This is a genomic window from Microbacterium sp. NPDC089320 (genome assembly GCF_040684875.1).
GTDB lineage: Bacteria > Actinomycetota > Actinomycetes > Actinomycetales > Microbacteriaceae > Microbacterium.
The window spans coordinates 466,006-482,642 of record NZ_JBFBGY010000003.1; the positions used below are offsets into that span (position 1 = coordinate 466,006).

The following is a 16,637-nucleotide window of genomic DNA, read 5'->3' on the forward strand; positions in this document are numbered from 1 at the left end:
GGTGAAACTTCTCGTCGCAGCCATGGCCTCCGAACTCGCAGCGTTCCCTGAGGAGCTCGAGGGATTCGACCAGCTCGTGACGGGCGAGGGCAAGATGCAGGCCGTCTACGCCCTCACGCGGGCTCTCGATGCCAAGGAGTATTCCGAGGTGGTGGTCGTCGGCACCGCAGGCGGGATCGACCCTGAACTCGAGGCCACCGTGCACGAGATCGGAAGCGCGCTGCAGCACGACGTGTTCGACCTCGACGGCGTCGCCGGGCAGCACGTCTCCCTGCCCGCGCGCGTGTCGACGGGTCGCGAGGGAGTGCTGATCGCGACCGGCGACAGCTTCGTGGGGGATGCCGGGATCACCGCCGTCATCCGGCCGTCCGGTGCGGGGCTGGTGGACATGGAGACCTACGCGTACATCTGGGTCGCCGAGAAGTTCGGCGTGCCGATCCGCGCGTTCCGCGCGATCTCGGATCGAGCCGAGGACGGTGCACTGGTCGACTTCCGCGAGGCGATCGCCCGGTGCAGTGTGCAGCTGCGCGAGGTGATCAGACGAGAGTACGGCGTCTGAGAACAGGCTCCGCGGCTGCGCTGGGTCTCAGCGCGTCTCGATCACACTCGGTCCGTTCGGCGTCGCCCGCACCGAGAGCTGCGCGGGGATCTGCTCCTGCATGGCCTCGACGTGGCTGATGACCCCGACGGTCCTCCCGCCCTGTCGGAGTTCGTCGAGGGTGCGCATCGCGACGTCGAGGGTGTCGCCGTCGAGCGATCCGAAGCCCTCGTCGATGAAGAGGGTGTCAAGACGGATGCCGCCGGCTCGCGCCGTGACGACCTCGGCGAGCCCGAGGGCGAGGGCGAGGGAACTCAGGAAGGTCTCGCCTCCTGACAGGGACTGGGCGGGCCTCGTCTGGCCGGTGAACGCGTCGAACACGACGATCCCGAGCCCGGATGCTGCTCCCCGCGCGGCGAGCGCGTCGGAGTGACGCAGCTGGTAGCGCCCGGTCGACATGTCGCCGAGGCGTCGATTGGCCGCCTCGACGATCTCCTCGAGCTCCGCGGCGAGCACGAACGTCTCGAGGGTCATCTTGCGTGTGTTCGCACCTCGACCGGCGATGGTGTCGGCCAGATTCTGCAGGACCTCGTACTCGGCGGCATCCTCGGCGGTGCGTGCGTGCTCCGCGGCGGCGGCCTCGATGAGCGCCGTCAGCTGCTCCGCCACACCGGCAGCTCGGCCTGCGTCGTCGACCGCTGCCGACCAACGCTGCCGAGCGGAGACCGACCGCGTCTCGGCGGGACCGACATCGATCGGCTCCTCGGGCAGCGTACGCAGCTCGAGGTCGAGAAGGATGGCACGCTCCTTCTCCCTGAGCACGGCATGCTGTGTGATCCGGCTCTCGAGTGCGGTCTGAGACGCGGCGGATCGCACAGCCTGCTCGACAGCGGCCTCGTCGTCGAATTCCGACGCGTCGAGTGCGGCGTCCCGCTCAAGGATCACCGCAGTCGCCGCCTGCGCTCTGCGCTCTCGTTCCGCCGACGCCTCGGCGAGCGCCAGCGCTGCCTCGACCTCGTCGAGTGTGGCGGCCAGCCTCGCGGCCACGGATTCGAACGGTCCTCTCGCGTCGGAGATGGCTTGACCTGCGTCGGCGACGCGCTGCGCGACGAGGGAGTGCGCCTCGCGTGCGGCGGCCAGCGCGGCGGAGTCACGTTCACGATCGCTGTCGAGCTGGCGGATGCGGTCGATCAGTGCGTCGCGCTGCTTCTCGAGGGCGGTTCGCAGTTCGGAGGCCTCGATGCTCTGCGCGTGTGCTGCGGTGGCCTCCTGCAGCTCTGCGGCAGCCTCGTCGACTGTTCGACGCTCGGCCCTGCTGACGGCGGCGGCGAGCTCTGCCCGCAGTCCGGAGACCCGTTCCGTCGCTTCCCGCTCACGCTGGGCGATCGTGTCGCGCTCGATCTCGGCCTCGTCCACGTCTTCAGCCGACACCGGATCCGCATGCACGGCAGGAGCGGGATGCTCAGAGGATCCGCACACCGGACACGCCTCGCCGTCGTGCAGAGACGCTGCGAGCTCTCCCGCGAAGCCGTCGAGGCGCCTCTGTCTGAGCTGAGCCAGAGCCGTCTGGGCAGCGGCCAACTCGGCGCTGGCGCCGGCGAGTTCTCGATCCGCGGCGACGCGGTCGGCAGCGAGGCGCTCGGCCTCGAGCGCCGCGGCGTGCCGCACGGCGGCGGTATCGCGCGCCGCGGCCAGATCTCCGACGCGATCGGCACGCTGCCTCGCCGCATCGCGCTCCAGAGTGAGCTGTTCGAGCTGTCGAGGAAGAGCGACGCGATCCGCCTCTGCGGCCTCGATGCGCGCGGTCGCCGCCGCCACCGCCTCAGCGGCTGCGGCGAGCTCGGCCTCGAGCGCTGACGCCGACGTCTCCAGCTCGGCCGCGCGCTGCCATGTTCCGGTCTGCCTCGTGCGCTCAGCGGCCCATTCCGCGAGATCGTCCGCGACGATGCCGTGAGCCGCCCACTTGGCACGTGCGCGCTGCTCGACCTCCATCGCCGCACGGAGTGCAGAAGACGCCGCGGCCGCCGCCGAGATCGGGCCGCGCAGCAGCTCTGCCGTCCGCGCGTCATGGAGCTCCGTACGCGCATGTGCGATCTGCGGCTCCTCCGCATCCAGACGATCGAGCGCTGCCCTCGCGCGGTCACGCTCGGTCTGCGCCCTCTGCTCATCTCGCACCACCGCGAGCGCGGCATCGGCGGCATCCGACTCCTTCTCGGCGTCGATGCGCTCCGCCGCGCGACGCTCGGCGCGGTAGTCGGCCCGGGCCTGAGCACGACGCAGACGGTCGAGACGCTCGTCCGTCGTCAGCACCAGAGGCTCGGACTCGCCCGGGGTCGCGCCGCCTCCCGGCGCGTCGGTGTCATGCCCGAGGTCGGCGTTGTCGACCAGGCGCTCGCCTTCGTCGAGTCGGGCCGACACGGCGGCGAGACGAGATCCGAGAGCGCGCTCCGCCGCCCTGCGTCGCTCGTCGAAGCGCGTCTGCACGTCTTCGAACCGCTCGGTGCCGAACAGCCGTCGCAGCAGCGCCTGCCGCTCACGACTGCCGGCGAGCAGGAACTCCGAGAAACGGTTCTGGGCGAGCAGGATCACCTGGAGGAACTGCTCGCGGCTGAGCTGCAGGATCTCGTCGAGTTCGTACGCGGCCTCGCGCTCCTTCGCGGCGAGCCCGATCCATTCGCCGCCGACCAGCGTGTCGAGCTGCACGGCCGCCGACTGCACCGTCATCCCGCCGCCACGCTTCTTCGGCCGCTCGTACTCGGGCGAACGCGTGACGCGGTATCGGCCGGCCGGAGTGCTGAACTCGACGACGACCTCGGTCACGTCGTCGGGCTCGCAGTGGTCGCTGCGCAGCCGCTTCTCGCCGCCCTCGTACCGCGGCACCCCGCCGTAGAGAGCGAAGCAGACGGCGTCGAGGATGCTGGACTTGCCGGCTCCCGTGCGCCCGGCGATCAGGAAGATGCCATCGTCGGCGAAGGCATCGAAGTCCACGACCTGACGGTCACGGAACGGGCCGAAACCCTCGACCTCGAGGAGGTGAAGCTGCATCAGGGCGCCTTCTAGACGAGGGCTTCTGCACGGACGCGGTCATCGAGCACGTCGCGGATCAACTCCGCCTCGCGCTCCGTCGCCCCGTGCCCTGAGCGGACGTGTTCGAGGAAGGCCTCGATGCGTTCGGGATCGGTCACCGCGCCGCGCAATCGCTCGACGTACGACCGCTCGATCGTCTCGGAGTTCTCGGACGGCTGGTGCTGCACCATCGCGCAGTGCGGGTACCGCTCGCGAAGTCTGCGCATCGGCTCTGTCTGGGCGAGAGCGTCGGTGTAGACCGCGCAGACCCAGTCGCCTGCGTGGGCCGCGACGTTCTCGGACGACAGGATCTCGTCGAGGGTGCCCGTGAGCGTGACGAGCCGGCGCGGCACGGGAAGATCGAGCCACTCGACCGAGGCGAGTCCGGTCGCATCGAGCTCGACCAGCCACGATCCGCGCGGCTTGTTCTGCTCGCCGAAGCTGTAGTGCAGCGGAGCGCCGGAGTAGCGGACGCGCTCGCTGACCTGCTGGCGCCCGTGGATGTGACCGAGCGCGACGTAGTCGGGTCCGTCGAACACCGTCAGCGGCACGAGGTCGAGGCCGCCCTGCCGCACCTCGCGCTCCAAGCCCACCGTGGCGTCGACCCCCGCGGAGAAGCAGTGGGCGATCGCGACCGACCGGCCGACGTGCTCGGCCATCCCGCCGCGCACGAGGTCCATGGCGTGTGCGAGCGTCTGGGCCTGCGTGCGCAGTTCGGCGCCGCTCCAGTGCTGCCGGACGATCGCAGGCTCGAGGTAGGGGATGCCGAAGAAGTGCACGGGGCCGTCGGCATCGAGGACCGTCACCGGGGTGCCGATCGCGAGCGGATCCGTCAGCACGTGGATGCCGTCGCGGAGCAGTCGGGCCTGGAACCCCAGACGGGCGGCGGAATCGTGGTTTCCGCTCGTGACGATGACGCGGGCCCCCGTCTCGTGCAGAGCGACGAGCGCGTCGCCGAGAAGCGTGTAGGCGGGGCCGGCGGGTGTCGCCGAGTCGAACACGTCGCCCGCGACGATGACGACATCGACCGAGTGCTCGCTAACCTGCACCGTGAGCGCCTCGAGCACCTCGGCCAGCGCGTCCATGGTCGAGTTGCCATGGAAGGTGCGGCCGATGTGCCAGTCGGAGGTGTGCAGGATTCGCATACTCACACGCTACGAACCCCCACCGACATTCGGGCCGAGGCGTGCCGTGACGTCCGTTCCCCGCGACGGATCCGGGCGATCCGGCGCGGAACGGACGTCATGGCACCCACCCTGAGGTAGGCGCCGCGACTGCTAACGGAAGGTCCCCTGACCCACCCTCGTCACGACGATCGGCACGTGGTGATGCGACATGCGCGATGCGCGGTCACATGTGCGGGGTGCGGGGCTGCGCGATGCGGATCTGGGCTGCCCTCCGCCCGACATGTGCCGGAATTGCCCCTCCGGCTGGGGTTGTGCCCGCCTCGTCGTGACTACCGACTTCCGTCCGCTACTCCGTCAGATCATGCGACCAGTTCGCCTGCTGGATCCGGTTGTCGAGTTCGCGCAGTTCCTGCGCCACCGCATCCGCGTCCGCACGCAGCTCGCCGACGGGGAGCGCGGAGATCTGGCGCAGCTCCGACCGCATCTGTCGGGGGAACCGCTCGTTCGCCCCGGATGCCGCAGCGGCGGCATCCGCCAGCAGGGAATGCTGCAGACGGAGCACGTCCCGGGCAGCGAGCGCATCCGTCATCGTCCCGTCCGTGCCGAGGTCGAGCCGGGAGTTGGTCGCGTTGATGCGCCTGATCAGGTCTCGGAGTTGCGCCAGAGCGGCGTCCGCCTCGACGAGCAGAGCCGATGCATCCTCCGCCGGCTCCTCCCCCTCCTGATACCTGGCATTCGCGGTGATGCGCGCGCGCCGTTGCTCGATGCGACGCTGCAGATCGGCGCGGGCGGTGAGTGCCTCTGCGAGTTTCATGCCTTCATCCTGGCAGGACACCCCGTGTAACAGAGCGTCACACGGGCAGAGGTCAGCGCGAGCGCAGCAGGGAAGCGTGCTCGGGGTGCGCCTGGAACCAGTCGGAGACGTACCAGCACACCGCGTCGACCTTGCGATCTGCGCGCTTCTCGATGTCTGCGACCGCCCCCTCGACGACGACGCCCGCATAGCCGTGCCCGCGGAAAGTCGGGATGGTGAAGGCTCTCGTCAGCGCGATCGTGCGTCCGTCGTCACGGTAGTCGAGCACGCTGACGAGCTGCCCGTCGCGGGTCAGCGTGTACCGCGACGCGTCCTTCTCATCAGTGAGGATGAAGCCGGCAGCGAGAGTCGAAGTGGTCACCTTCTCCACGTTACGCCTCGCTCCCCGACCGGCGGCCGTTTTGACACGCGCGGACTTCTTCGGACATAATCCCCCCATGACTACCAACGCAAGCCCTTTGTCCGCCCAGGAGGCGAACAGGACTGCCGGGATGATGATGCCCGGTCGCGTTGGCATGTGTTGCCGAATGTGTCGCTGAACGAACAGCCACCCCGTCTGACCTGACTTCTCGCGATCTGCGAGGACTGGTCTCCGAGCACCCACCCTGTGCTCGCTTCCCGGCTCGCCCGGTCATTCATGCAACGCATCAGAGCCTCCTTCCGGCTCACGTCCTGAGGACTACATCATCATGTCGAACATCGCACTTCTCGAGCGTCCCACCGCTACCGCCGTCCGCACCGTCTCGTCGGAGCCCGCCGCCGCACCGCTCGACGCAGATCTTCCCGCCGTCCGCTCGCCGCGAGGATTCGCCCTGTACGTCGGCCTCGACGAGATCAAGGCCGCAGAGGCGGGCGTCAGCCTCCCGCTCCTCGTCGACGCGCTGCGCCGCACCCTCGCCGAGCTCGCCCCGGGTGCCGAGACCCACGCCACGGTTGCACTCGCTCCGCACGGCTCGGGCGGCCGCGACCTCGACGTCGTGCGTCTCGCACTGCACGAGCCGGGTGCGATCGCACGCACCAAGGCCGCTGCCGAAGAGGAGACGACAGACGCAGAGGGCGGCGTCGTGGTCGACATCTCGCGCAAGCGGGTGCTGATCGACGGCGAGTCCGCGGCGTTCACCTACAAGGAGTTCGAGCTGCTGCAGTACCTCGTGCTCCGCGAGGGACGCACGATCGAGCGCAGCGAGCTCGTCTCCGCCCTCTGGCAGGCGCAGGACGACGAGACCCCCGGCGAGCGCACGATCGACGTGCACGTGCGGCGTCTGCGGGCCAAGCTCGGCCGCTACGAGGACATCGTCCGCACCGTGCGGGGCATCGGCTACCGCTTCGACCGCCACGCCGACGTCGTCATCCGCTACGGCCACGGAACCCCCTCGCCCGACCGCTTCTGACCGGAGTGTCAGCCCCGCCACGTATGGTGGGCGCATGACCCTGACCGCGGATGCCGGAGCCGCCGACGCGGCTGCGCACAGCAGCCCGCGCGAGACCGTGTACCGGCCGGCCGCGCCCGTCGATCTCCGCGCGACGGTCGGCATGCTGCGACGCGGACCCGGCGACCCGACCATGGTGTTCGACGGTCCGGTCATCTGGCGCACGCTGCGGACTCCGCTCGGCCCTGCGACACTCGCGCTGAGAGCCCGCGGCGGAGAGATCATCGCCACGGCATGGGGTGGCGGAGCGGAGCACGCGCTCGACAGCGTCCCCGAGCTGTGCGGCGCGAGCGACGACCCCACCGGCTTCGACCCCTCGCCCCACCCGCTGATCGCGGACGTGGCGCGGCGGTCGGTCGGCATCCGGATGGCGCGCACCGGCGTCGTGTTCGACGCTCTCGCGTGCGCGATCATCGAGCAGAAGGTCACCGGCCTCGAGGCCTTCCGCGCGTGGAGACAGCTCGTCACCAAGTTCGGCGAACGCGCACCCGGTCCGACCCCGAGGCCGATGTACACGGCCCCCGCCGCCGCGCAGTGGCGCCGCATCCCCTCGTGGGACTGGCATCGGGTCGCCGTGCAGCCGCCCCAGTCGAAGACCGTCGTGCGAGCCGCTGAGCGCGCCGAGAGCGTGTCCCGCGCCCTTCTGTCCGCCCCCACGGGCGAGGAGCGCGATCGCGTGCTCACCAGCCTGCCGGGCGTCGGCGTCTGGACCTCGGCCGAGACGCGCATCAGGGCGCTCGGCGATCCCGACGCCGTGAGCGTCGGGGACTACCACCTGGCTCATCAGGTGGGCTACGCCCTGACCGGCCATCGCACCGATGACGACGGGATGCTCGAGCTGCTCGCCCCGTGGGCGGGGCATCGGCAGCGCGTGATCCGCCTCATCTTCGCGAGCAGAGTGAGCGAGCCACGTCGGGGTCCGCGGTTCTCCCCCGAAGACCATCGCGGTCGCTGACCCTGCCGCGATGCGCGGATCGCCCCTAGGCTGAGGCCATGTCCCGCAACGCGCTCCGCTTCTCCGTCACGGCAGGGCTTCTGATCGTCGGTGTCGTGGTCGGCCTGATCTTCCAGAACGTCTGGCTCGGCATCCTGCTCGCCGCGATCGTCTGGCTCGGCTGGTTCATCGGCTACGAATCCCGTCGGGGACACAACTCCGGCGTGAACGACGAGGACCACGGCGTCGAGCTCTGAGCGTCAGTAGTAGACCGCCAACGGACCGGACGGCCCCTCGACCACCTGCACCGGTGTGTCGAAGACACGGGTGAGCACGTCGCCGGTCATGATCTCGGCCGGCGACCCGAACTCGACGACGGCGCCGTGCTTCATGGCGCAGATGTGGTCGGCGTAGTGCGCCGCGAAGTTGATGTCGTGCACCACGATGACGATCGTGCGACCCAGTTCCTCGGCCGCTCGACGCAGGTGCTTCATCATCTGCACCGCGTGCTTCATGTCGAGGTTGTTGAGCGGCTCGTCGAGCAGCACGAACTCGGTGTCCTGGGCCAGGACCATCGCGACGTATGCGCGCTGCCGCTGGCCCCCGGAGAGCTCGTCGAGATACCGCCCTTCGAGGTCTCCGAGATCGAGGAAGTCGATCGCCCTGCTGATGATCTCCTCGTCGGCCACGGTCAGCCGTCCCTGAGAATGCGGGAAGCGCCCGAAACCCACCAGCTGGCGCACGGTGAGGCGGGTGACGAAGTGGTTCTCCTGCCGCAGCACGGAGACGATCTTGGCGAGGTCCTTCGACTTCGTCGTCGCCACGTCGTATCCGGCGATCTCGATCGCGCCGGCGTCCATGCCGCCGAGTCGGCCGATCATCGTCAGCAGGGTCGATTTCCCCGCGCCGTTCGGGCCGATCAGAGCCGTGATGCCGCCGGTCGGGATCCGCAGATCCACCGGGCCGATCGCGACCTCGTCGCTGTAGTCGCGGCGAACGCCGTCGAGTGTGATCACAGTCTGCCCTTTCTGAGGATGACGATGAGGAACACGGTTCCGCCGACGATCTCGATGAGGATCGACACCATGCCCTGCGCATAGAAGACGTTCTTCATGACGAAATACGCTCCGGCGAGGATCGTGAAGGCGGTGAGCACCGCCACGGGGAAGATGAGCCGGTGATCGTGCGTGTCGGCGAACTGGTAGGCGAGGGTCGCGACGAGAAAGCCCAGGAACGTCATCGGGCCGACCAGCGCGGTCGAGGTCGCCATCAGCACGGCGACGAGGAACAGCACGATGTAGAGCTCGCGCCGGTGGTCGAGTCCGAGCGAGCGAGACACATCGGGTCCGAGCGCGAGGACGTTCAGCCGCCGCGCCCGCAGCCACAGCAGTGCGGATGCGGCGACGCACAGCGGGATCGCGAGCGGCAGGTACGAGGCGTCGGCGTTCGAGATGTTGCCGAACAGCCGAGCCGCCAGCACGTCGAACTCGCTCGGCGTGAGCAGCCGCTGCATGAAGGTCGAGATCGCGCCGAGACCTCCCCCGATGATGATCCCGATCAGGAGCATGATCTGCAGGTTTCCGTAGCGCCCCGACAGCAGCCATCCGTACAGCGCCATCGCGAGACCGACCATGATGACGACCTGCAGACCGAACTGCCACACCCCCTGGGTCGCCACCAGTCCCGCGACGCCGAACAGGTACACCGTGGTCGTCTGCACGACCCGATAGAGCGACTCGAACCCCATGATCGACGGGGTGATGATGCGGTTGTTGGTGACCGTCTGGAAGCTCACGGTCGCGATCGCCTGCGCCACCGCGACGACCGCCATCACGGTCACGTTCGTCACGCGGAGCTTCGCGATGCGCCAGAACCCCGGCGATCCGATCGGCATCGGGTTGTCCCAGGCGAGCAGGGCGAAGGCGAAGAGCACGGAGAGCACCACGAGCACGCCCAGCACGATGACGTACCGCCGCCGTGCGCGCGGAGTCGTGAATGCTCCCGAGACGCGGGTATCGGTCGCCGTCACGCTAGCCACGACGACGCTGCCTCAGCAGGAGGAGGATGAAGACGACCGCACCGACGATCCCGAGGATCAGCGAGACCGGCACCTCGAACGGCATGATGATCGTCCGTCCGATGATGTCGCAGACCGTGACGATCGCGATCCCGAGAAGGCACACCCACGGCAGGTTGCTGCGCAGGTCGTCGCCGCGGACCATCGAGACGATGTTGGGCACGATCAGACCGAGGAACGGAAGGTTCCCGACGACGACGGTCACGACTCCGGTGGTGACAGCGATCAGCGCGGTGCCGAGCAGGATGACCCTGTCGTAGTTCACGCCGACGTTGGTGGCGATCTCCTCCCCCAGCCCGGCGATCGTGAGCCGGTCGGCGACGATGAAGACGACGACTCCGACGAGGGCGACGATCCACAGCATCTCGTACTGCCCGCGCAGCACCGAGGTGAAGCTTCCGGCGAACCAGACGCCGATCGCCTGCAGCGAGTCGGTGACGAGCGCGAAGTACGTCGACACGGATCCGACGACCGCTCCGAGCATGATCCCGACGATCGGGACGATGAGCGACGACCGGAGCGAGACCCGGCGCAGGAATGCGAAGAAGACCATCGTGCCGATGAAGGCCGCGACGATGGCGCCCGCCATCCGCAGGGGGATCGACGGGTTCGGCACGAGCACCATGACGGTCAGCAGGCCGAGCCCCGCCCACTCGGTGGTGCCGGTGGTCGTGGGTTCGACGAATCGGTTCTGGGTGAGGAGCTGCATCACGAGTCCCGCCATCGCCATGGCGGCCCCCGCGAGGACGAGGGCGATCGTGCGCGGCACGCGGGTGATCTGGAACATCTCCGCGCCGTCGGCGGCTCCTGCGATGTCGTACACGCCCGTGAAGAGCGACACGATCAGGAGTGCGACGACGACGAGGATGCCGATGAGCAGCTTCACGTCGAAGAGCCGACGAACGGTGCGCGGCGACTCGGTGGAGGATGCGGTGCGGGTCATCATGCGACGCCGGACGGCGGCATCCGCCCTGGAGCGGATGCCGCCGGTCGGCCCTACTTCTGGGCGGCCTCGAGCGCGTCGGCGAGGTCCTCGAGGAACGTGGTGTACGTCTGGATGCCCTCGTTGAGGTAGGTGTCGGTGGGCATGTAGACGATCTGGTCATCGGCGACGGCCGTGACGCCCGCGAGCGCCTCCGAGCTCTCGAGGATCTCGGACGCCTGCACGTAGTCGGGGGTCTCGGCGGCGAACACCGCGTCGCGGTCGAGCACGAGAAGCCAGTCGGGGTTGGAGGCCGCGATCGCCTCGACCGAGATGTCGTCGCCCTGATGATCGTCGGAGGCGTCATCGACCTCGAGGGCCGGGGTCAGCCCGAGGATGTCGTAGATCGGCCCGAGCGAGCGGCCGACGGTCGGCGCGAGGTAGCCGATCTCGCCGCCCGAGGTGTTCACGGCCATGACGGTGTCGGCGTCGTCGTACGCGGCCTTGGCCCGTTCGACGGCTGCGTCGAAGTCGTCGACGAGCGCCTGCGCCTCGCTCTGTTTTCCGAAGATCTCGCCGAGCGTGAGGGTCTGGCGCTTGAGCTCCTCGTCGAAGGGCTCGCCCTCGCGCGGCTCGAGGTCGATGATCGTGGCGTCCGGCACGAGTTCGGCGATCGCCTCGTTGTGCTGGGTGAATCGCTGGCCGCTGATGATGAGATCGGGCTCGACGGCGACGATCGCCTCGAGGTCGGGCTCGCTGTGGAGGCCGATGTCGACGATCGAGTCGTCGTCGAGGTACGACACGGTGTCCGGCATGAGCGCGACCGCGCCCGCGGAGAGCTCCACTCCCCAGTCGGAGAGGGTCTGGAACGTGCGGTTGTCCAGTGCCACGACGGATGCCGGCGGCGTGGCGATCTCGTGCGATCCGGTGTTGTCCTCGACGGTGACCGAGTCTGCTGCGGCTGCGGTCTCGTCGGTCTCGACCTCGGAGCCGGAGGCGCAGCCGGCAAGCGCGAGGAGGCCGACGAGACCGACGCTCGTGGCGGTGAGGATTCTGGGCATGGACATGGAGAGACTCCTGTTCTGCGGTGGTGGGTGCGCGGGAACGGCGCGGGACAGCCGACTTAGGCTGCCCTAAGTCGGCTTCGAAGATAGGTTAGCCTTACTTTATGAGCGATACGAAATCCGGCTTCTCCCTCGAGCGCCGAAGCCTCGATCTCCGCTTCCGCACCGTCGCACTCGCCGACCGTGAGTGGCTGTCCCCGGGCTACGTGCGCGTCCGACTCCGCGGCAGCGACCTCGAGGGCTTCGACTCCCCCGGCTGCGACGACCACATGCGCCTCTTCTTCCCCTCCGGCCCCGTGGAGTCGGTCGAGCAGATGCGGGCCGCACCGAGTCGTGAGTACACACCTCTCGCCTGGGGCGACGACTGGCTGGACGTGGAGTTCGCGGTGCACGGCGACGCGGGCGTCGGCGCCCCGTGGGCAGCGACCGCTCCGCTCGGCTCATCGATCGGAGTCGGAGGCCCGCGCGGCTCGGCCGTGCTCAGCGGAAGCCCCGAGTCCTGGCTGCTCGTCGGGGACGAGACCGCCATCCCGGCGATCCGACGCTTCGCCCGGATGATCCCCAGCGGGGTGCCCGCGCGCATCGTCGTCGAGACGTTCTCCGCCGGCCGGGAGCTCGACATCGATGCACCGGTCGAGGTCGAGTGGCTGCACCGGGGCGACGCCGCCGAAGGCTCGGCCCTCATCGCGTTCCTCGACGGACTGACTGCCGCCGATTCGGTCGGCGACGACCCGTTCGTGTTCATCGCGGCCGAGCAGTCGGTCGTGAGGCCCGGCCGCGCGCTGCTCGGCCGATGGGGCGTCTGCGGCGGGAACGCGGTGGTCAAGGGCTACTGGAAGCGAGGCGAGGCCGAGTATCACGCGCCGCACTAGTGCCGCGCGTGCGTCGCCTGGGAGACTGAACGCATGGCTCTTCTGGATCACCTGGGCATCACCGTCAATGACCTCGAACGCGGTCGCACGCAGTTCCATCCCGTGCTGACGGCGCTCGGCTATCAGAGCGGCGGCGAGGACGATCACTCGATCTCGTGGAACAACGGCGACGAGACCGAGATCATCCTGTACGCCTGGGACGAGGACTCGGCCCCGCATCGTCACGGTCGCGTCGGCTGGCAGCACATCGCATTCTCTGCGCCCACGCGAGACGAGGTCGACCGCCTCCACAGGATCGCGCTGGATGCGGGCTGGTCGCCGGTGCGAGAGCCCAAGGAGTACCCGCGGTACACCGAGCGCTACTACGCCTCCTTCGTCGAGGACGCCGACGGCATCCGGATCGAGTTCATGTACAACCCTCCGCGCGAGTCCGCGTGACGACCGCGCTCGCCGCCTGGTGAGCCCGGCCTTCCTGCACAGCGATGCCGGAGCATGACTTGCTCACATGCTTCGGATGGCGGTATACAACGCCTCCGATTCCGGTTTCCCGCCTGGAACGATGCGAGGATGACACGGTGCACCTCATGAACGACGCTCAGATCTGGACCATGATCGGGTGCTTCACCGCGCTGATGTTCGGAATGCTGACGGTCGTCTCGACCCTGTTCGTCCGCGTCGTGCGCGCCGAGATCGGCGGTCTGCGCGGAGAGATGCGCGCCGAGATCGGCGGCCTGCGCGGCGAGATGAACGCCCAGATCGGCGGCCTGCGCGGCGAGATGAACGCCCGCTTCGACGCGGTGAGCACGCGCATAGACGGACTCGACCGTGACATGCAGGCCGTCGTCAAGCGCTCCTTCGGGCTCGACCGCGACTGACATCGGCGCGTCGGCTTCTCAGGCGATCGGTGCGGCGATCGCCTCCGCATCCGCCCGGTCGGTGAAGGCCGTCTTCGGGACGAACACGAGGATGGCGGCGGCGACGAGCGCCGTCACACCGCAGACCACCCACACGGTGATGTAGCCGGCGAAGGATCCCGCCGTGCCCTCCACGGCACCGCTCGCCCCGTTCAGGAGCGCGATCCCGAAGACGCACGAGGCGATCGCTCCGCCCACCGTCTTGACCGAGTTGGTGAGCCCCGTCGCGACACCCGTCTGCGTCGCGGGAGCCGCCGACGCCGCGGCCGCGGGAAGAGCCGCCACCAGGGCTCCCGAGCCGAGTCCGACGATGACCATGTTGGTCACCACCTGCAGGTACGAATCGTGGAACGGCAGAAAGAGCAGGAACCCGACGCCGACGAGCAGGGATGCGCCCATCAGCGTGATCCGCGGACTCAGCAGACGAGCGATGACCGGGAAGAGCAGCGCACCGGCGATCATCGCGATGAGATACAGGCCGATGATCAGGGACGTCGCAAAACCTGTGGTTCCGAGGCCGTAGCCGTAGACGCCCGGATCTGTGCGCGCGAACGTCGACAGCGGCGCCTGGGCGCCGAGCACGCTCACGCCGAACAGACCTGCGGTGAGGAAGACCGGGCCGAGCGCCGGCGAGCGGAACATGCGCACGTCGATCAGCGGATCGTCACAGCGCAGCTCCCACAGCACGAACGGGATGACGAGCACGAGACCGAGGATGACGACGGCCCACGACCACGGGTTGACGAGACCGCCCTCGAGGCGGAGCAGGCTCAGGCCACCCGTGAAGCAGATCAGGGCGAGCGAGATCAGCACGACGCCGACCGTGTCGAAGCGACCGCCCGTCGGATCGGGCGATTCCTTCACCCCGAACAGGATCACGAAGAAGCAGACGACGATGAGCACGGCGGGGATCAGCAGCACCACGGTCAGCGGCAGCGCATCGATCAGAGCGCCACCGGCGAGAGCACCGATGATGGCGCCGCCTTCGAGCGCGGCGACCAGCAGGCCGGCGGCCTTCGCTGTGATCGACGAGCGCCCCTCCATGCGACGCGACCGCGACCAGATCAGCGCGATCTCGAGCGGCAGCCAGACGACGTAGAACCCCATCAGCGTCCAGCCGATCAGGAACACGGGGAACGAGTCGGTGAAGGGCAGGATGAGTGCCGCAGCCGCGGTGAGCGCCGTCGAGATGAGCAGCATCCGCTTGTGGCCGACCATGTCGCCGAGCTTCGCGAACGCCGGCACGACCAGCGCAGAGAGCATGAGCTGCGTGCCCTCGAGCCAGTTCACGTCGGCGTCGTGGATGCCCAGGTGACGCGCGATGTCGGTGAGCATGGGCGTGTAGTAGCCCTGCAGCACGCCGCTGGTGAACTCGACGAAGGCGAGGAAGCCGACGACGGTGGCGAGGGTTCCCAGAGTGCGGGTGCGCGTCATCGCGGCTCCTCGGTGAAAAGGCTGGGTCGGGCGCCGAGACGCCCGCGGAGGGTCGGGATCACCCTAGCCGCTCGAGGAGGGCCCGATGGAACCGCTCCCCTCGCTCGAGCGCAGCGATCTCGACGTTCTCGTCGACGCCGTGGATCGACGCACGCTGCGCGTTCGACATGTCGAGCGGCGCGAAGCGGTAGACGGCGGGGGCGAAGCGGTGGAAGTGTCGGGAATCCGTCGCCGCCATCATCACGTACGGCACGGCGGGGACGCCCGGATGCGAGACTGCGAGCGCGTCCGCGAGCAGCGCGAACTGGTCGTTGTCGGTCGCAGATTCGGGCGAGGGCTCGCTCGCTTCCACGACGGAGACGGTGATGAGCGGATCGCGGATGCGCCGACGCACCCGCAGCACCGTCTGCTGGGTCGTCTCGCCCAGCGCGATGCGCAGATTCACCGTCGCAGACGCCTGCGACGGCAGCACGTTCGCCGCTGTGCCGCCCGACTGCATGGTCGGAGCCACCGTGGTGCGCACGAGCGCTGCGGGCTCCCCGCCGAGCGCCGCGAAGACCTGACCGGTCACCAGCGGGGCCGAGCCGAGCAGCCGCAGCAGGTGCCCCGCGGAACCGGGGGTCTGGGCTCCGAGCTGCGACAGCATCCGGCCGATCGCCTTCGACGGACGCGGTCGGAACGTGCGGGGACCGAGCCGATCGACGGCCCTCGCCACCCTCCGGACGGCCGTGCGAGAGGGCGGGGCCGATGCGTGACCGCCCTCGCCGCGCGCCGAGAGCGTGATCGTCATGACACCCTTCTCGCCGACGCCGATCATCGCCGCTCGCCCGGGGACGAAAGGAAGCGGCGCATCGACGACCGCGCCGCCCTCGTCGACCACGAGCCACGGGACGATGCCGCGCTCGCGGAGCACACGGGCGATCTCCTCGGCCGCGTGCCCGTAGGTCTCCTCATTGCCACCGAACGACAGGTAGACGTCTCGCGCGGGGACGAACCCGTCGGCGAGGAGATTCTCGACCGCCTCGAGCACGACGATCAGTGGACCCTTGTCGTCGAGAGCGCCTCGGCCGTAGACGACCCCGTCGGCGATGACCCCGTCGAACGGGGGATGCGTCCACGCGTCGCTCTCGTCCACGGGGACCACGTCGTAGTGCGCCATCAGCACGACCGGCTGCTCGGCCCCGGCATCCCTCCCCGTCCAGTGGAAGAGCAGCCCGAAGTCGGTGTGCCGTTCCAGAACGAGGTGCTCATGGACGAGCGGGTAGAGCTGCGCGATCAGCGTGACGAACGACTCGAACGGCTCGCTCCCCCGCTCCTCGAGCTCGGCTGACACGGTCGGCAGTCGGATCATCTGCGACAGCCGTTCGGCGATTCCGGGGCGGGGTTCGGTCACGACGGCCATCGTATCGCCGGGCCGATTCTCGCCCGCCACCGCCATTCCGGCC

17 protein-coding genes are annotated in these 16,637 nt (G+C 69.0%); 7 read left to right on the forward strand and 10 right to left on the reverse strand.

The features are described from left to right. Position 1 precedes the first annotated feature (1 nt). Positions 2 to 559 carry a nucleoside phosphorylase gene (locus AB0N61_RS10810; protein WP_056277071.1) on the forward strand — a complete coding sequence of 186 codons (558 nt, stop codon included), beginning with the start codon at positions 2 to 4 and terminating at the stop codon, positions 557 to 559. A 27-nt stretch (positions 560 to 586) separates the two neighbouring features. Here the strand turns inward: AB0N61_RS10810 and AB0N61_RS10815 are convergent, their stop codons facing one another. The 4 genes from AB0N61_RS10815 to AB0N61_RS10830 all read right to left on the reverse strand — a co-directional run bounded on the left by AB0N61_RS10815 (position 587) and on the right by AB0N61_RS10830 (position 5,906). Next, on the reverse strand, positions 587 to 3,583 hold the full coding sequence (locus AB0N61_RS10815) for an SMC family ATPase (protein WP_363363900.1): 2,997 nt from the start codon (positions 3,581 to 3,583) through the stop codon (positions 587 to 589). An 11-nt stretch (positions 3,584 to 3,594) separates the two neighbouring features. Next, on the reverse strand, positions 3,595 to 4,749 hold the full coding sequence (locus tag AB0N61_RS10820; protein ID WP_363363902.1) for an exonuclease SbcCD subunit D: 1,155 nt from the start codon (positions 4,747 to 4,749) through the stop codon (positions 3,595 to 3,597). A gap of 328 nt (positions 4,750 to 5,077) precedes the next feature. After that, positions 5,078 to 5,545, reverse strand: coding sequence for a DIP1984 family protein (locus tag AB0N61_RS10825; RefSeq protein ID WP_363363905.1), 468 nt, complete (start codon positions 5,543 to 5,545; stop codon positions 5,078 to 5,080). Positions 5,546 to 5,597: 52 nt separating this feature from the next. After that, the gene (locus tag AB0N61_RS10830) at positions 5,598 to 5,906 is read right to left on the reverse strand and encodes a GNAT family N-acetyltransferase (protein ID WP_167945776.1); all 309 of its coding nucleotides are present in this window, start codon (positions 5,904 to 5,906) and stop codon (positions 5,598 to 5,600) included. Positions 5,907 to 6,234: 328 nt separating this feature from the next. On the opposite strand from AB0N61_RS10830, the gene AB0N61_RS10835 reads away from it, so the two are divergent. From AB0N61_RS10835 to AB0N61_RS10845, 3 genes are read left to right on the forward strand one after another with little or no spacing between them, the layout of a single operon-like run. After that, positions 6,235 to 6,936 (forward strand): winged helix-turn-helix domain-containing protein, encoded by a 702-nt coding sequence (locus tag AB0N61_RS10835; protein ID WP_363363906.1) that lies wholly within the window; start codon positions 6,235 to 6,237, stop codon positions 6,934 to 6,936. A gap of 34 nt (positions 6,937 to 6,970) precedes the next feature. Then, positions 6,971 to 7,930, forward strand: coding sequence for a DNA-3-methyladenine glycosylase 2 family protein (locus AB0N61_RS10840; RefSeq protein WP_363363908.1), 960 nt, complete (start codon positions 6,971 to 6,973; stop codon positions 7,928 to 7,930). 38 nt (positions 7,931 to 7,968) lie between these two features. Continuing rightward, on the forward strand, positions 7,969 to 8,166 hold the full coding sequence (locus AB0N61_RS10845) for a hypothetical protein (RefSeq protein ID WP_363363909.1): 198 nt from the start codon (positions 7,969 to 7,971) through the stop codon (positions 8,164 to 8,166). A gap of 3 nt (positions 8,167 to 8,169) precedes the next feature. Here the strand turns inward: AB0N61_RS10845 and AB0N61_RS10850 are convergent, their stop codons facing one another. From AB0N61_RS10850 to AB0N61_RS10865, 4 genes are read right to left on the reverse strand one after another with little or no spacing between them, the layout of a single operon-like run. Further along, positions 8,170 to 8,925 carry an ATP-binding cassette domain-containing protein gene (locus tag AB0N61_RS10850; RefSeq protein WP_363363911.1) on the reverse strand — a complete coding sequence of 252 codons (756 nt, stop codon included), beginning with the start codon at positions 8,923 to 8,925 and terminating at the stop codon, positions 8,170 to 8,172. After that, positions 8,922 to 9,938 carry an iron chelate uptake ABC transporter family permease subunit gene (locus tag AB0N61_RS10855; protein WP_363363912.1) on the reverse strand — a complete coding sequence of 339 codons (1,017 nt, stop codon included), beginning with the start codon at positions 9,936 to 9,938 and terminating at the stop codon, positions 8,922 to 8,924. Before AB0N61_RS10855 ends, AB0N61_RS10850 begins: the two co-directional genes overlap by 4 nt. A gap of 1 nt (position 9,939) precedes the next feature. Continuing rightward, the gene (locus tag AB0N61_RS10860; protein ID WP_363363914.1) at positions 9,940 to 10,929 is read right to left on the reverse strand and encodes an iron chelate uptake ABC transporter family permease subunit; all 990 of its coding nucleotides are present in this window, start codon (positions 10,927 to 10,929) and stop codon (positions 9,940 to 9,942) included. A gap of 53 nt (positions 10,930 to 10,982) precedes the next feature. Next, the gene (locus AB0N61_RS10865) at positions 10,983 to 11,975 is read right to left on the reverse strand and encodes an ABC transporter substrate-binding protein (protein WP_363363916.1); all 993 of its coding nucleotides are present in this window, start codon (positions 11,973 to 11,975) and stop codon (positions 10,983 to 10,985) included. 101 nt (positions 11,976 to 12,076) lie between these two features. Here AB0N61_RS10865 and AB0N61_RS10870 point away from each other — a divergent pair, with 101 nt between their 5' ends. The 3 genes from AB0N61_RS10870 (at position 12,077) to AB0N61_RS10880 (ending at position 13,719) form a co-directional block, all read left to right on the forward strand. Beyond that, positions 12,077 to 12,844 (forward strand): siderophore-interacting protein, encoded by a 768-nt coding sequence (locus tag AB0N61_RS10870; protein WP_363363918.1) that lies wholly within the window; start codon positions 12,077 to 12,079, stop codon positions 12,842 to 12,844. Between the two features lie 33 nt (positions 12,845 to 12,877). Next, the gene (locus AB0N61_RS10875) at positions 12,878 to 13,282 is read left to right on the forward strand and encodes a VOC family protein (RefSeq protein ID WP_363363920.1); all 405 of its coding nucleotides are present in this window, start codon (positions 12,878 to 12,880) and stop codon (positions 13,280 to 13,282) included. A 146-nt stretch (positions 13,283 to 13,428) separates the two neighbouring features. Then, positions 13,429 to 13,719 carry a hypothetical protein gene (locus tag AB0N61_RS10880; RefSeq protein ID WP_363363921.1) on the forward strand — a complete coding sequence of 97 codons (291 nt, stop codon included), beginning with the start codon at positions 13,429 to 13,431 and terminating at the stop codon, positions 13,717 to 13,719. An 18-nt stretch (positions 13,720 to 13,737) separates the two neighbouring features. Here the strand turns inward: AB0N61_RS10880 and AB0N61_RS10885 are convergent, their stop codons facing one another. Together AB0N61_RS10885 and AB0N61_RS10890 are read right to left on the reverse strand one after the other, a co-directional pair. Further along, complete coding sequence (locus tag AB0N61_RS10885; protein ID WP_363363923.1) at positions 13,738 to 15,192, reverse strand: MFS transporter; 1,455 nt, start codon at positions 15,190 to 15,192, stop codon at positions 13,738 to 13,740. Positions 15,193 to 15,250: 58 nt separating this feature from the next. After that, positions 15,251 to 16,594 carry a M20/M25/M40 family metallo-hydrolase gene (locus AB0N61_RS10890; RefSeq protein WP_363363926.1) on the reverse strand — a complete coding sequence of 448 codons (1,344 nt, stop codon included), beginning with the start codon at positions 16,592 to 16,594 and terminating at the stop codon, positions 15,251 to 15,253. Positions 16,595 to 16,637: the final 43 nt, after the last annotated feature.